The 13622-nt window shown below is 47.5% G+C and carries 17 protein-coding genes and 1 tRNA gene; 4 read left to right on the forward strand and 14 right to left on the reverse strand.

Going from position 1 to position 13622, the window contains the following annotated elements; translation table 11 throughout:
• The first annotated feature begins 5 nt into the window (after positions 1–5).
• Positions 6–785, forward strand: a complete 780-nt coding sequence (locus tag GA003_03325) for a TIGR00282 family metallophosphoesterase (protein QXD29021.1) — start codon at positions 6–8, stop codon at positions 783–785.
• A 197-nt stretch (positions 786–982) separates the two neighbouring features.
• On the opposite strand, the gene GA003_03330 is transcribed toward GA003_03325, so the two are convergent.
• The 9 genes from GA003_03330 to GA003_03370 form a co-directional block, all read right to left on the reverse strand.
• Entirely contained in the window at positions 983–1978 is a 996-nt protein-coding gene (locus GA003_03330) for an acetyl-CoA carboxylase carboxyltransferase subunit alpha (protein QXD29022.1), read from the reverse strand.
• A 151-nt stretch (positions 1979–2129) separates the two neighbouring features.
• Positions 2130–2480 (reverse strand): tetratricopeptide repeat protein, encoded by a 351-nt coding sequence (locus GA003_03335; GenBank protein QXD29023.1) that lies wholly within the window; start codon positions 2478–2480, stop codon positions 2130–2132.
• A gap of 51 nt (positions 2481–2531) precedes the next feature.
• Positions 2532–3290: a hypothetical protein gene (locus GA003_03340; GenBank protein QXD29024.1), complete on the reverse strand. Its 759-nt coding sequence runs from the start codon at positions 3288–3290 to the stop codon at positions 2532–2534.
• 28 nt (positions 3291–3318) lie between these two features.
• Complete coding sequence (locus GA003_03345) at positions 3319–3831, reverse strand: RNA polymerase sigma factor (GenBank protein ID QXD29025.1); 513 nt, start codon at positions 3829–3831, stop codon at positions 3319–3321.
• 90 nt (positions 3832–3921) lie between these two features.
• Positions 3922–4365 carry a methylamine utilization protein MauE gene (locus GA003_03350; GenBank protein ID QXD29026.1) on the reverse strand — a complete coding sequence of 148 codons (444 nt, stop codon included), beginning with the start codon at positions 4363–4365 and terminating at the stop codon, positions 3922–3924.
• A complete protein-coding gene (locus GA003_03355; protein ID QXD29027.1) occupies positions 4344–4664 on the reverse strand; it encodes a rhodanese-like domain-containing protein in 321 nt (106 codons plus the stop codon). The genes GA003_03350 and GA003_03355 overlap by 22 nt, the downstream gene beginning before the upstream one ends.
• Positions 4665–4780: 116 nt before the next feature.
• Positions 4781–5452, reverse strand: a complete 672-nt coding sequence (locus GA003_03360) for a DUF1573 domain-containing protein (protein QXD29028.1) — start codon at positions 5450–5452, stop codon at positions 4781–4783.
• A gap of 117 nt (positions 5453–5569) precedes the next feature.
• A complete protein-coding gene (acs, locus tag GA003_03365; protein QXD29029.1) occupies positions 5570–7528 on the reverse strand; it encodes an acetate--CoA ligase in 1959 nt (652 codons plus the stop codon).
• 205 nt (positions 7529–7733) lie between these two features.
• Positions 7734–7809 (reverse strand) — tRNA-Thr (locus GA003_03370).
• A 123-nt stretch (positions 7810–7932) separates the two neighbouring features.
• Between GA003_03370 and GA003_03375 the strand changes: the two genes are divergently transcribed.
• Entirely contained in the window at positions 7933–8340 is a 408-nt protein-coding gene (locus GA003_03375) for a phosphoribosyl-AMP cyclohydrolase (protein ID QXD29030.1), read from the forward strand.
• 12 nt (positions 8341–8352) lie between these two features.
• On the opposite strand, the gene GA003_03380 is transcribed toward GA003_03375, so the two are convergent.
• Together GA003_03380 and GA003_03385 are read right to left on the reverse strand one after the other, a co-directional pair.
• A complete protein-coding gene (locus tag GA003_03380; GenBank protein ID QXD29031.1) occupies positions 8353–8964 on the reverse strand; it encodes an LON peptidase substrate-binding domain-containing protein in 612 nt (203 codons plus the stop codon).
• Between the two features lie 10 nt (positions 8965–8974).
• A complete protein-coding gene (locus tag GA003_03385; protein QXD29032.1) occupies positions 8975–9271 on the reverse strand; it encodes a hypothetical protein in 297 nt (98 codons plus the stop codon).
• Positions 9272–9546: 275 nt separating this feature from the next.
• Between GA003_03385 and GA003_03390 the strand changes: the two genes are divergently transcribed.
• Both GA003_03390 and groL read left to right on the forward strand, forming a co-directional pair.
• Positions 9547–9837: a co-chaperone GroES gene (locus GA003_03390; protein ID QXD29033.1), complete on the forward strand. Its 291-nt coding sequence runs from the start codon at positions 9547–9549 to the stop codon at positions 9835–9837.
• A gap of 30 nt (positions 9838–9867) precedes the next feature.
• On the forward strand, positions 9868–11505 hold the full coding sequence (groL, locus tag GA003_03395) for a chaperonin GroEL (GenBank protein QXD29034.1): 1638 nt from the start codon (positions 9868–9870) through the stop codon (positions 11503–11505).
• 80 nt (positions 11506–11585) lie between these two features.
• On the opposite strand, the gene GA003_03400 is transcribed toward groL, so the two are convergent.
• From GA003_03400 to GA003_03410, 3 genes are all read right to left on the reverse strand, one after another.
• A complete protein-coding gene (locus GA003_03400) occupies positions 11586–12263 on the reverse strand; it encodes an SDR family oxidoreductase (GenBank protein ID QXD29035.1) in 678 nt (225 codons plus the stop codon).
• A 64-nt stretch (positions 12264–12327) separates the two neighbouring features.
• Positions 12328–13209: a 3-methyladenine DNA glycosylase gene (locus GA003_03405; GenBank protein QXD29036.1), complete on the reverse strand. Its 882-nt coding sequence runs from the start codon at positions 13207–13209 to the stop codon at positions 12328–12330.
• A gap of 7 nt (positions 13210–13216) precedes the next feature.
• Entirely contained in the window at positions 13217–13621 is a 405-nt protein-coding gene (locus GA003_03410; GenBank protein ID QXD29037.1) for a phnA protein, read from the reverse strand.
• Position 13622: the final 1 nt, after the last annotated feature.

Genomic DNA, 13622 nt, shown 5'->3' on the forward strand with positions numbered 1-13622 from the left:
CGCATATGATCAAAATCCTTGTACTTGGGGACATTGTTGGGCGCCCCGGCCGAAATCTCCTCCTTCAGCGCCTACCCGAGATGCGGAAAGATCTGGGGATTGATTTGGTGATCGCCAACGGCGAAAATGCGGCTGCGGGGGCAGGTATTACCGGAAAGATAGTTGGGCATTTGTGCGAAGGGGGTGTAGATGGGCTGACTCTTGGAGATCATACTTGGGATCAGAAGATTTTTTTGGGTGAGATTGATAACTTGGAAACGATTTGCCGTCCGGCTAATTTTCCGGATGGAGTTCCCGGAAGGGATCGACTCATCTTAGAGGCAGGATCCAAGCGCATGGGTGTATTCACAGTCTTGGGACGCAATTTCATGGGTCCCAAGGTGGATTGCCCTTTTCGAACAGCTGATCGATTGCTCAAAGAGCTGGAGTCGGATACTGATTTGGTCTTGGTAGAGATTCATGCCGAGGCGACCTCTGAAAAAATTGCCCTGGGTTGGCATTTGGATGGAAGAGCTGCGATGGTCTTTGGAACTCACACCCACGTGCCCACCGCGGATGCCGAAGTGCTTCCGGGCGGCACAGCCTATATTTCTGATCTTGGTATGTCAGGCCCTTACCGCGGAGTCATTGGTCGAGATATCGATTCAGTGATCGGGCGCCTCTTGGATGGGATCCCTCGTCGCTTTCCAGTGGCTGAGGAGGATGTTCGTTTGTCAGGTGTTTTATTAGAGTGGGACGAAACATCCGGGAGAGCTGTTTCAGTTGAACACTCCTTCTGGCGCTAGTAACAGTTGAATTGGCACACAAAAAAACGCTACTAGTATAAGTATTGGTCTTTTCATAATGTGCATATGGTTACGGGGAACATGCAAACGAAAGATTTACAGAACTTCAACGATCGAGCAGATTATTGGCACTTTCGATGCCATTTTCAGGAATCCCCCGGTCTCCGTTTCGGGTTTTTACTTAATATGGCTAGCTGCTAGCCGATATTGGAAGAACTCTCGAAATTCTCAGATTCCAAAAAGATACCGATATTGCGGTATTTTTGATACCGCTTATCCAGCATAGCGTTCGTTTCCATGCCCGTTAGGTCCTGAAGATGTTTGAGAAGCATATCTTTGAGGCTTTCTGCGCTCTTGTCCGGATCGCGGTGTGTACCTCCGAGAGGCTCTTCGATAACTTCGTCAGCCACACCAAATTTGATCAATTCTTGCGCATCCAGCTTCATGGCTTCGGCTGCCTTTTGAGCATGAGCCCGATCTTTCCAGAGAATGGCTGCGCAACCTTCTGGCGAAATAGTCGCATAGTAGGAATTCTCAAATACCAGAACTCGATCTGCGACCCCAATTCCCAAGGCTCCACCTGAACCTCCTTCGCCTAATACAGCCGCAATAATAGGCACCTCGAGCTGGCTCATCTGGCGAATATTCACTGCGATGGCTTCGGCTACATGTCGCTCCTCGGAACCAATTCCGGGAGCAGCTCCTGCAGTATCAATCAGGCAAATGATGGGAATTCGAAATTTTTCCGCCATTTCCATACACCGTAGTGCTTTACGATAGCCTTCAGGATGAGGCATTCCAAAATTTCGTAGGATCTTGTGTTTGGTTTTACGTCCCTTTTGTTGGGCAATGATCATCACAGGGCGGCCTTCCAGGCGGCCTGCACCACAAATCATAGCAGGATCATCCTTAAAACGACGATCTCCGTGAAGTTCCTGAAAGTCTTCAACGAACGCACGAATGTAGTCTAATGCATATAAACGCTTGGGGTGGCGTGCAATTTGAACTTTTTGCCACGGAGTCAGGTTTTGGTAGACCGTACGCTTGGTGCGTTCGATTTTTTGGACGATGGAGTCGATCTCGCTTTGTACATCCACCTTGTTCTCCCGAGAAACGGTTTCTAAAGCGCGTAGCTGTTTCTCCAGATCTCTGAGGGGTTTTTCAAAGTCTAGGATGAATTCAAATTGTTCCATATCGGGCGGAATTGTTAAAAGTAGCAGAAGTCTGTCAACGACTGATGTGCGCTGTCAATTTACAGGTTACGAGAGTTTTCCTTGTTCAATTGGACGTGAAATTACCTTTTTAGTTCAATTTTATCGTTCAAATCGTTTTAGAAAATGGAGATCAGTTTTCAGCCGGATCGTTCTTCAATTCCTCTTTCCAACTGATCATTCTCACTTGGGCTGCGAAGTGTTCGGCCTTTTCTTTGTCACCAAATTCCACCCAAATTCTTGATAAAGTGGTGTTTATGTGAAGCTCATCATTGTTGAGGGCATGGGCTTTTTCCGCGGATTCGAGCGCTTTTTCCAAACTCCGTTCACTTAGATATACTTCAGCCAGTGCCAACCAGGCATCGAAGCAATCAGGATCCTGGTCTGCGGCCTTTCCTAGCTTTTCTTTTGCGTCGTCGAGGTCACCTAAAGTGAAGTCAAGTGTCCCTTCTTCGACCAAATCTCTAATCGATAATTCTCCCATATGAAGTCAGTCAATCAGTTGTGAAGCCTGGGGCAAGATCCTACCGCTTCACTAAAAAGAAACAAACTGACTCAGTTCTTTTGGCTCGGTTGACATCAGAAGGTAGTGCCGATCATTTTTAGTCCAATAGGCCGTCGTTGAATAAGGATTTTGGTCCAATACCGGCTTTTTCCTCTCAGGCATATCCGGGAAATCCTCAGAATTGATCACAAATAAATGGGATTTGCTGTTCTTCCCAAAACAAACGACTCCGACCGGCTTTGCATTGTATTTCAATGTCATGCAGCCTACCGGTGGCATTTCGTTCAACTTACCTGGCAACTGGGTGGGGGCAGGTGTATCGTGCTCGTTTAGATAGCTTACCAAGGTGGCCCATTCCCGAGACTTGGCGTTGAAGCCATTTGCGTTTTTGAGAGCATTATTTGCGAAGGACTGGAAGTTTTCCACGGTCATCGCTGTCTCTTCATAACTTGTTTGTTGTCCAATCGGAGCCAATACCAGGCTCAGAACCAACAGTATGGAGGCCGCCGCTCCTAATATAGAAAACTGTTTCCACCAGGGGAATTCCACTACCTTTCCTGGCTTCTCAATCACCTGAGCCAGGATCTGAGACTCAAGTTCGGGTGGGATGTCGATATTCGATAGAGTCGCAGAAAAGGCATCATCAAAGGCTCTCTCTTCCTCAAACCAAGATTGGAGCTCTGCACTTTCCTCCAGCAGTTGTAATGCTTCCTTCAGGCCTGGGACGTCTGTGGCATCCATATCTGGCCGATAAGTCTGAAGTATGAATTTAGCTTCTTCTATAGTCATGTTGTCAACGTGGTCGGGGAGGGGGCGATCAAGTTATGGGAGATTTAGCTTTGCTGAGGATCTTCTTGAGCTGAGCTTTTCCGCGGGAGAGCCGTGACATCACAGTTCCGATGGGAATATCTAAAATTTCTGCGATCTCTTTGTAAGCGAGGTCCTTCATGTAAAAGAGAACCAAGGGGGCGCGAAAGGCCTCATCAATTTCATTCAAGGCCTCTAATGCTCTTTTTGAATCCAGTTTAATTACTACGGTAGGGGAAATGCTAGATAGCTCGTGCTCAATGGCTTCCGCATTGATATGGGGAAAGCGTGATGATTTCCGTCGAAGACCAAGAAATTCCCGGTAGAGGGTGGTAAACAGCCAGGATTTAACCTTTGTTTTATCCTTTAGCATGGAGCCTTTCTTGGCCCAGATAAGGAAGGTCTGCTGAGTTAAATCGGCGGCTTCCTCAGCATTACGCGCTAGAGAATAAGCAAATCGATATAATGGTTGATAATAAGTACTCACGAGGTCGTTGAAGTTCAAATCTCCGTTGTTGCTCATGTGAGTTTCCATCTTGGAACTTATTCCTGTTTATAACTAAACTAATTTCGCCTGGTTGAATGGGACTCACCTCGTGAACTTGGCGGTTTATCAGTGTCTATCGTTTAAGGAGTGTCGAATCCAAAGTAATCCAGTTGCTACTAATAATAATATGTCTCTGCCGACAAGCAGGGGGTAGTTGGTCTTGTTCATTTGGTCTGCATTGCCAAAACAACCACAAGTAACATCCAATCCGCGGATCCAGCCTTGCACCAGTGCAATTATAAACAACAGTAACAAGCCTCCTATTATCAAAAGGCTGCCACCATAGAGCTTCTTAAATAAAACCCCAATCCCGGCCAATACTTCCAGCCAGGGCATGTAAAGTGACAATAGCACCGCTAAGCTATACGGAAGTACCTGATAGGTCTCAATCGCTGCTGTAAGGGATTGTGGGTCCCATATTTTCAGGCCACCCGCTACGATAAAAAACCCTGCTAGAACAAGGCGGATGACTCGATAAATCCAGAGGCTTATTTGCGATGATCCAGCCAAGTTTCCCAGCCTCCTTTCAAGACCCAAACGTCTTCAGTCCCGAGAGAGGCCTTTAAACGTTGAGCCACTCCTTTGCTGGCAGCGCAAGTGCGACTGTCGCAATAAACAATAAGGGTGCTTTCGCCGTCCCAAGTGATGATGAATTGCTCAAAATGTTCATCCCAATTATCCTCATTCAATAGTAAAGCATTTGGAATATGGTCTTCTTCATATGCCATCTGTCCTCGTGCATCGATCCACGTGCTGGACTCTATAGCCAGCGCATCCTCCAACAGGATTTCTCCTTCAGCTAAGGTCATGGGATTCCAGGGGGGTGGCGCTGGATGGAATAGCCAAGTGCCCCCCATCCCTACTAGACTTAGCAGGCCAATGATCAGTACTTGTATAGCGGACCTGCTCAAATTTCAGCGTACGCTTATCGTACCAGGGCGTAAATTTTTAGTGTGCCTTTGGCCGGGTTCGCGAAATTGGTCTTAATCACGAACGTTCCCCGAAGGATTCCCTTTTTGTCTGTAGGGATATTCTGCGGCGAAACTGCCAGCGCAAATTTCTTTCCTTCTTCAATCACTCTCACTTCTTGAACAAAGAGATCACTACTCCCGATGACTTCTGTAATTTCGATAGGTTCATTTAAATGAGATTCGATAATGACTTCCTTGGCCTTGAATTCAGAATCCACAGATCGATTCCACATGACCACACTTGGGCTGACTTCCATGACTGACGGGATATTGACTTCCAAAGTCAGAACAATTCGAGACTCCTCTTCTTGGTCAGTTTCGACACGGATGGATTTGATCTGTTTGCCTTCCCTTTGACCGTAATCGAAGGTGGCGGATATCTCACCGGATTCACCGGGCTCAAATAACCGTTTGCTTGGGAGTGCGGTTGTGCATCCGCAACTTGAGTGCACCTCCTTCACGGTAATTGCTTTGTCGCCGCGATTTGTGAATTTAAATTTTGCGGTGTATTCCGTTTCGTCCAAGTTGGCTTCGTGAACAATACGTTCATGCTCAAATTGCAGCTTGGCGGTAGCAAGGAACGGTAAGGTGAGACACAATAGAAGGGTGAGGAAGAAGATCTTCATAGCTTATCTTAAGGTGACCATAAAAACGATTCTGGCTGAATTTAACGAGATTAAATACGCCGGAACGGTTCTGTTCCGACGTCTTTAAAACAAATGTGGTTCAAAGGTGTTCCACAACTAATCTTCGGAATATTGTCCTTTGAGGCTTTCGACGATGCTTGGATCCGCCAAAGTAGTTACATTGCCCAGGGCTCGTCCTTCTGCGATATCTCTTAAAAGACGTCGCATGATCTTCCCGCTTCGAGTTTTGGGCAGGTCGATCGTAAAGATGATTTTCTCGGGCTTGGCGAACTTGCCGATTTTTTTGGCAACCAGTTCATCAAGCTCCTTTTTTAACTCGTCGCTGCCTTCGATGCCTTCTCGAAGAGTGACAAACGAAGCCAGTCCTTGTCCTTTGATTTCGTGCTTAATTCCCACGACCGCCGATTCGGCAACGGTCGGGTGTTCAACATAAACAGATTCAAGCTCAGCGGTTCCGATTCGGTGGCCTGATACGTTCACCACGTCATCGACCCGGCCGAGAACCCAGAAATAACCGTCTTCGTCGATCTTGGCTCCATCACCTGGAAAGTAGTATTTGCCGTCCCAATTACACCAATAAGTGTCTTTGAATCTCTCGGGATCCCCATAGACGCCACGAGTGATGGCTGGCCATGGCTTGCGAATGGTGAGAAGTCCCGCTTGTTTTTCTTCGCCTGCTTCATTCACTACAGCGGCATCTACGCCGAAGAATGGCAGAGTGGCACTACCTGGTTTGGTCGAGGTGACGCCAGGTAACGGAGTTAGCATCACGCCACCCGTTTCTGTCTGCCACCAGGTGTCAACGATCGGACATTTTTCCGAACCGATTTTTTCGTGATACCACATCCAGGCCTCTGGATTGATCGGTTCTCCCACGGTGCCCAGGAGGCGAAGTGAGCTGAGGTCATAGGATTCTGGCCACTGGTCACCCCACTTCATGAATGCGCGAATGGCAGTAGGTGCGGTGTAAAAAATGGTGGCGCCATACTTTTCGACAATGGCCCAAAAGCGACCGTTGTCTGGATAATTGGGTGCTCCTTCATACATGACGCAGGTGGCGGCATTCGCCAGTGGGCCATAGACCAGGTAACTGTGACCCGTGATCCAACCAATATCAGCGGTACAGAAGTATACGTCCTCTGGCTTGAGGTCGAAAATGTATTTTGCTGTCAGGTAGGTGTAGACCATATAGCCTCCCTGGGTGTGCATGATGCCCTTGGGCTTTCCTGTGGTGCCACTGGTATAGAGTAGGAACAACATGTCCTCACTATCCAGTTCCTCGGCTGAGCATTCCTTTGGTTGATCCTTTACCAGTTCATGGTAATCGATGTCGCGATCTTCTTTCATGTCGCAATCAAAAGTGTCGTTGTCGTCACGTTGAACGACCACCACTTTTTCAACGCAGTCCAGGCCTTCAATGGCCTCATCAACGATGGGTTTCAAGTGCAGGGGCTTACCTCGACGCCAGGCTCCATCGCCTGTGATGACCCATTTGGCGTCCATATCCAGGATGCGGTCTTTAATGGAGTCTGCTGAAAAACCAGCGAATACAACCGAGTGAACGGCGCCGATTCTTGCACAGGCAAGCAGTGCCATCGCCAGTTCAGGAATCATGGGAAGGTAGATCGCGATACGATCGCCTTTTTTAATGCCTAGGCTCTTGAGTCCGTTGGCAAATTTGCAGATCTCCCGGTGTAGGTCGTAGTAGGTAAGAACCCGACTATCGCCAGGCTCGCCTTCCCAGATGATTGCAGCCTTGTTTCGGTTGGGTCCATCCAGGTGACGGTCCACGCAATTGTAGCAAAGGTTCGTCTTGCCACCGGTAAACCATTTGTAGAAAGGCTTGTCGGAGTCATCCATCACCCGATCCCATTTCTTGAACCAGTGGAGTTCATCTGCTGCTTCAGCCCAAAAGGTATCCGGATTCTCAATACTTTTTTTATGGAGCTCTTTGTAGGCGTCCATACCGGCTATATGAGCCTGGTCCTGAAATTCTTTTGAGGGTGGGAAAGTCCGATTCTCGTGAAGGACTACATTGATTTCCTGGGAATCCATAACGTTGAGGTATTTATGTAGTTATTACTAGTTCAAATAGAAATACTGAAGAGTTCTACAGGATGGAAGAAGCCCCAATTTCTGGTCAATAGGAATCCCATCCTTGGGAAGAAGTTTATCGAGCGGCTTGCTTGGGTCCAATTGAGGGGAGTTCTAAGCCAAATGGTAAACGGCTCGATTAGAAATACTGATTGAGGGGTATGGATGGAGCCGGGAATCGGAGTCGAACCGACGACCTACGCATTACGAATGCGTTGCTCTACCAACTGAGCTATCCCGGCAAATCCAAGAACGTCAAAACTGCTCCAATTTTTCGGTTTGTAAAGCAATTTGCGGTGGCGTCAATCCGGTCTCGTAAATTGCAGTTGATTTAGCACAACTCGGGCTCCAAGGTTCGTCGTCTTATGAGCAAGGAATTAGAAGAAGGAACAGAGTTGACCCTCGATTTTAAAAAGTTGAGGAAGGTTGCGTCTGGGGACGCAGATGTAGTCCCGGCTGTGGCCCAGGATGTGGAAAGTGGCGAAGTTATCATCGTTGGCTATGTGAATGAACTCGCTCTAAAGACAGCCCGGGAGGAAGGTCTCGCCACATTTTGGAGCACTTCCCGGAACGAGCTGTGGATTAAAGGAAAAACCTCGGGCGACTATTTGGAACTCGTGGATACGCGCGTCAATTGTGAGCAGAACTCTATTTTATACCGGGTGCGCCTGAAAGGTGTCGGTAGCTGTCACACGCGCGATGCTGAAGGGAAGCATCGCCATGGTTGTTATTACCGCCGCATCAATGGTGAGGGTAATCTCGAGTTTGTTTAGGCTCTTATGAATTCAGGAGAGAGCTTCTATCAAGATTTCGAAGCGCGCCTCTACCTTTAATGTTTCTAGGACATGCTGTTTTAGGACGGGATCGGGTACAAAGGTGTAGGCTACAAGATCCACAAAATCCTCCGGATCTTTCATTTCTTCGACAAACTGAAGTAACTCCCCGGGCACTTCTGAATCTTCCTCCACATACGCTTTCACTACCTCCAGGAGCTCATCTCGGAGTTCTGTGAGTTCCAGTTCATCGGTCTCCTGTGAAGATTTTAAAGGTGTGATGGCTGCCTCACGGTAGGGTTTGTCTTCAAATAATTCGTCCAGTCGAATGCGACTCAGTCCCTGTAGGATGAGATGAGATGTTCCGTCTTCCTGAGTCTTACACCCTCGGATGAGTCCGATGGTAGCAACCGAGTGAGCTGGCTCTTGAATGGGGAAATTATCAACCTGTGACGGATCGATACCCGCAACCGCGAACATGCGATTTCCTTCCAGGCTAGTCTTCAGCATGGTTCGGTACCGTGGTTCGAAAATAAATAAGGGCATCATGACCTTTGGAAAAAAAACCACTTCTGGCAGGGTCATGACCGGGACGCGGTCAGGGAGTTCGATTTCCAATCTCATTGTTAAGGTGTTAGCCTAAGGCGTCTTCACTCCAGGCCCATGGATTCATCTTTTTGCCGTCTAGATTTGTCTTATTTTCAGCAAAGTAGACAGCCATGCGAACATACCACAAGCGCCTTGGGTCTACCTCGGGTTTTATTTTCTTAATCGCTTCAAACAACGTTTCCGGGCTCCGGCCTTCCAGTTCGAAGATATCATTGAAACCGATGTCGAGCAAATCACGTGCCGATGCGATATCCATTTTGGGAATTTGCATGAGTCGGGAATTAAGGGCTTCGTAATCTACTTTTTTCTTTTTCTTCGGCATCTTCTGTTTTTGTGAGCTGTGTAGATTGAAAATCCAAGCTCTTTGTGGATTGTGACACAGAATAAGCCAGGAATACGGAGTGTGTCACAGGTGTGACAGATTGCGCCAGATCTATAGTAGAGGTTCGGGTGTATTTTGGGGCTATAAATTAATTAAACCCCTCTTTACCAGTAGTTTGAGAATATCCTTGCAGTGGTGGCACCCCCATTGCTTATCCAAAGCCTCTATTTTCAATCCATTAAATAACATTAACTAAACCCTATATAAGAACTGCAATGAGTCAGATCAAACCTCTCGGTAACCGAGTTCTCCTCAAACGTGTTGAGGAAGATGAGCAAGTAAAAGGCGGAATCATCATTCCCGACTCCGCCAAGGAAAAACCCCAGGAAGCCGAAGTGGTAGCACTCGGTACTGGTAAAAAGTCAGACGACGGTAGCGAACATGTGTTTGCTGTTACTATTGGTGACCGTGTTCTCACCAGCAAATATGGTGGAACTGAAGTCAAAGTTGGAGACGTCGACTACATCCTCGTGGATGAAGATGACATTCTCGGCATCGTTGAATAATCGAACCCTTTAATTTAATACACTTAGAAAATGGCTAAACAATTACTCTTCAGCGAAAACGCTCGCAAAAAGATCCTCAGTGGCGTCGAAGCTTTGGCAAAATCTGTCAAAGTAACTCTCGGACCCAAGGGACGTAACGTCGTAATCGACAAGAAATTCGGTTCACCAACCGTAACCAAAGACGGTGTAACCGTTGCTAAGGAAATCGAACTGGCTGATCCCTACGAAAACATGGGAGCACAGATGGTTCGCGAAGTTGCATCTAAGACTTCCGATGCCGCTGGTGATGGAACCACAACCGCAACTGTTCTTGCCGAAGCGATCTATCGCGAAGGTCTCAAGAACGTAGCTGCAGGATCTAATCCTGTTTACTTGAAGCGTGGAATCGACAAGGCTGTTGAAGCTGCTGTTGCCGAGCTCCACAACATCAGCAAGTCTGTTGAAGACCGCGAAGAAGTTCGTCAGGTTGCTACTGTATCTGCTAACTGGGACACGCAAATCGGTGACATCATTGCCGATGCAATGGACAAAGTAGGTAAGGACGGAACCATCACAGTTGAAGAAGCAAAGTCTATTGAGACTACGCTCGAGGTTGTTGAAGGTATGCAGTTCGATAAGGGTTACTTGAGCCCTTACTTCGCTACTGACACTGAGTCTATGGAAGCCGTTCTCGAAGATGCTTACATCCTCCTGAACGAAAAGAAGATTTCTAATCTGCAAGACCTCCTGCCTCTCCTTCAGAAAGTTGCCCAAACCGGTAAACCTTTCTTCATCATCTCTGAAGATGTTGAAGGTGAAGCTTTGGCTGCTCTCGTAGTGAACAAGATTCGTGGAACCCTGAATGTTTGTGCCGTTAAGGCTCCAGGTTTCGGTGAGCGTCGTAAGGCCATCCTCGAAGACATCGCTATCCTGACCGGTGGTAAGCTCATCACGGAAGATCTTGGAATCAAGTTGGAGAATGTTGACGTTGAGGATCTTGGAACTGCCAAGCGTATCACCGTTGATAAAGAAAATACCGTTCTTGTTGAAGGTGGTGGATCAGCTGCCGACATTCAAGGCCGCGTAAAGCAAATCCGTCGTCAAATTGAAGAAACCACTTCCGACTACGATCGCGAAAAACTGCAAGAGCGCTTGGCCAAGTTGGCTGGTGGTGTTGCTGTGATCAACGTTGGTGCTGCTACTGAGCCAGAAATGAAAGAAAAGAAGGCTCGCGTAGAAGACGCCCTGCACGCAACCCGTGCGGCTGTTGAAGAAGGTATCGTTCCCGGTGGTGGAGTAGCTATCCTTCGCGTCTCTAAAGCGATTGATGCCCTCAATCTTGAAGGTGACGAAGCAGTCGGTGCTTCTATCGTTCATCGCGCAGTTCAATCACCTCTGAAACAACTTTGCTCTAACGCTGGCATCGAAGGTGCCGTTGTTGTGCAGAAGGTACTCGAAGGTGACGGATCACTTGGATATAACGTAGCAACCGACGAATACGAAGATCTGATCAAAGCAGGTGTAGTTGACCCCACTAAGGTTACTCGCACGGCTCTGCAGAATGCATCTTCTGTTGCCGGTCTCCTATTGACAACTGAGTGTTTGATTACGGACATCCCAGAAGATACCCCTGAACCAGCTGGTCACGACCATGGTGGTGGAATGGGTGGCATGGGCGGCATGATGTAATCATATTACCAATACACTTTAAAAAGGTCCTTCCTTCGGGAAGGGCCTTTTTTTGTTATAACCTATGGCGAGCCTTGTTACTAAGGGACCGTGAGCGATTGGCCATTGTCCCTGGGGGAAAGTGCTAGGATATAGGGAACTGCTTGTTTCGCCCATTCCATAGCGCCTGGATAACTGTCTGCCCCAGGGCCAAAACAACTTTTCAGCATGTCTGTGTTAATGATACCCGGGTTCAGAGGAATACAGGCCATCCCATGCGGAAGTTCTTGAGCCATCGCTTTGCTCAATCCTTCCATCGCCCATTTGGAGGCGCAATATGGGGCTACTTCAGGGGACGTGCTTCGTCCCCAGCCCGAGCTCAAGTTTACGACGATGCCTGTTTCGTTTTTCACCATGGTGGGTACGAAAGCTTTGATACAGTGGAAAACTCCCTGGATGTTGACATCAAAGAGTGACTTTACCTCCTCCACTTCAAGTTCCCAAAGCGCAGCGTTTGAATTCATGAGCGCAGCGTTATTAATGAGGAGGTCGGGTGACCCAAATTGACTAATGATGGAATCTGCCCAGGTAGAAACCTGCTCGAAGTCAGTTACATCCACTTGATTGAAAATATGCTCAGGAAAACTTTCTTGGAGGTATTGAACTCCCGAGCTCGAACGGCCACAGCCATAAACTTGATTTCCTCCTCGAACAAAACCTTCAACTAAGGCTCGGCCCAATCCTTTTGTGGCTCCCGTGACAACGATCTTTTTACTCATACCGTCAGTGTAAGCAGTACGAGCAGGAAGAAAAGGAGGATTTACAAAATGAGCGCGGGTTTGGCTAACATTCGCCAGTGAGCTCTGAACATTCTTTCAGGAAGTGTGTTGCCAATTTACGCCCTTTAGCGGCAATGGCTTTTTGTTGGGACTGGTATTGCTGCTTTCCTTCTGTCGTTTCGATGAGGATGGGAGCATACCCGAACGCTTGCAGATCGTACGGACTCGCTCGCATGTCTAACTCTCTCGCTTCCACCGCAAGGAGAAAACAATCTAAAGTCAGCTCACTGCTGATCCAGGGGTGCAATTTGTAACACCACTTGAATAGGTCCATGTTGAAATGCACACAACCGAACTGGTCGTTAATTCTTCGTTCGTCTGGAGTAGGTTGTAGCGAGTTTAGCGGTTTGGCTTTTTGTGTGAAAAAGCGAAAAGCATCGTAGTGCGTACAACAGATATTTGCGGATTCAATAGTGGCTTCAATTTGTTCCGGTTTCAGCCGGAGGGGTGTACTTTCATGTCGAATACAGTCTGACTTGTATACCATGGCCCACTCATGGAGCCCATAGCAGTTAGTCCGTTCTGGATTATTCATTGCCGCAGTGATGAGACTACAAACCCAATCCATTCTATGGGATTCGGCATCAGTCATCTTAAGCGGATCCAAGAAAAATACAGAGTTTGATTCGCTGAAGTGTGAATCCTCTAAAAATTTCCTGGCATCTGGACCTGATAACTTATCTCCAATGGCTGGATGCCAATTATAGACGAGCTTTCGATTGAACTGATAGTATTCGAATAGGAAATCGTGAACAGGATGAGTTTGTCTTCTTTCTCGGCGATGCCGAAAGGCATCCATCCAGGGCCTTATTCGTAAGTGATATTTCTCTTCCCTTTGCTGCCAATCCTGAAGAGCGATTTGTTTTGTATTAGGCGGTTCCTGCATGGTCTCCTTATTGTAGGCCCTGCTTATCTACCCAGGCTTCCAATTCATCTTCCAGATACAGTCCCTCAAGGATTTCTTGCGCCCAAGCTTGCTTGTTCGCCAGGTGTCTTAGCAAACGCACGGCCATTACTTGAACAGCTGGAACTTCCGACCAAACTGTTTCCGATAGAATTCTCCAGTGATTCGGATCGATTTGCTTCGGTTTATCCAATTGAGAGAAGCATGATTCGCATAGGTGGAGCACTGAATCAATCTGAGGCTCTTTGGATATCGGAGGAACTTCGTAAATTGAAAGGGAGGTACCGGATGTGGTACCTAGCTCACAGCTAGCCTTATATCGTCTTGTCAAATCCTTGCCAAGTAATGACAGTTGTTGGAGATGCTGCTGATGTTGATCGAATCCTTTCGCCATA

Source organism: Opitutia bacterium ISCC 52, from assembly GCA_014529675.2.
In the GTDB taxonomy this organism is placed as follows: domain Bacteria; phylum Verrucomicrobiota; class Verrucomicrobiia; order Opitutales; family UBA2995; genus UBA2995.

Coding starts and splice junctions, on each gene's coding strand:
- GA003_03325 (QXD29021.1), top strand. CDS start 6: ATGATCAAAATCCTTGTACTTGGGGACATTGTTGGGCGCCCCGGCCGA.
- GA003_03330 (QXD29022.1), bottom strand. CDS start 1,978: ATGGAACAATTTGAATTCATCCTAGACTTTGAAAAACCCCTCAGAGAT.
- GA003_03335 (QXD29023.1), bottom strand. CDS start 2,480: ATGGGAGAATTATCGATTAGAGATTTGGTCGAAGAAGGGACACTTGAC.
- GA003_03340 (QXD29024.1), bottom strand. CDS start 3,290: ATGACTATAGAAGAAGCTAAATTCATACTTCAGACTTATCGGCCAGAT.
- GA003_03345 (QXD29025.1), bottom strand. CDS start 3,831: ATGAGCAACAACGGAGATTTGAACTTCAACGACCTCGTGAGTACTTAT.
- GA003_03355 (QXD29027.1), bottom strand. CDS start 4,664: ATGACCTTAGCTGAAGGAGAAATCCTGTTGGAGGATGCGCTGGCTATA.
- GA003_03360 (QXD29028.1), bottom strand. CDS start 5,452: ATGAAGATCTTCTTCCTCACCCTTCTATTGTGTCTCACCTTACCGTTC.
- acs (QXD29029.1), bottom strand. CDS start 7,528: ATGGATTCCCAGGAAATCAATGTAGTCCTTCACGAGAATCGGACTTTC.
- GA003_03375 (QXD29030.1), top strand. CDS start 7,933: ATGAGCAAGGAATTAGAAGAAGGAACAGAGTTGACCCTCGATTTTAAA.
- GA003_03380 (QXD29031.1), bottom strand. CDS start 8,964: ATGAGATTGGAAATCGAACTCCCTGACCGCGTCCCGGTCATGACCCTG.
- GA003_03385 (QXD29032.1), bottom strand. CDS start 9,271: ATGCCGAAGAAAAAGAAAAAAGTAGATTACGAAGCCCTTAATTCCCGA.
- GA003_03390 (QXD29033.1), top strand. CDS start 9,547: ATGAGTCAGATCAAACCTCTCGGTAACCGAGTTCTCCTCAAACGTGTT.
- groL (QXD29034.1), top strand. CDS start 9,868: ATGGCTAAACAATTACTCTTCAGCGAAAACGCTCGCAAAAAGATCCTC.
- GA003_03400 (QXD29035.1), bottom strand. CDS start 12,263: ATGAGTAAAAAGATCGTTGTCACGGGAGCCACAAAAGGATTGGGCCGA.
- GA003_03405 (QXD29036.1), bottom strand. CDS start 13,209: ATGCAGGAACCGCCTAATACAAAACAAATCGCTCTTCAGGATTGGCAG.
- GA003_03410 (QXD29037.1), bottom strand. CDS start 13,621: ATGGCGAAAGGATTCGATCAACATCAGCAGCATCTCCAACAACTGTCA.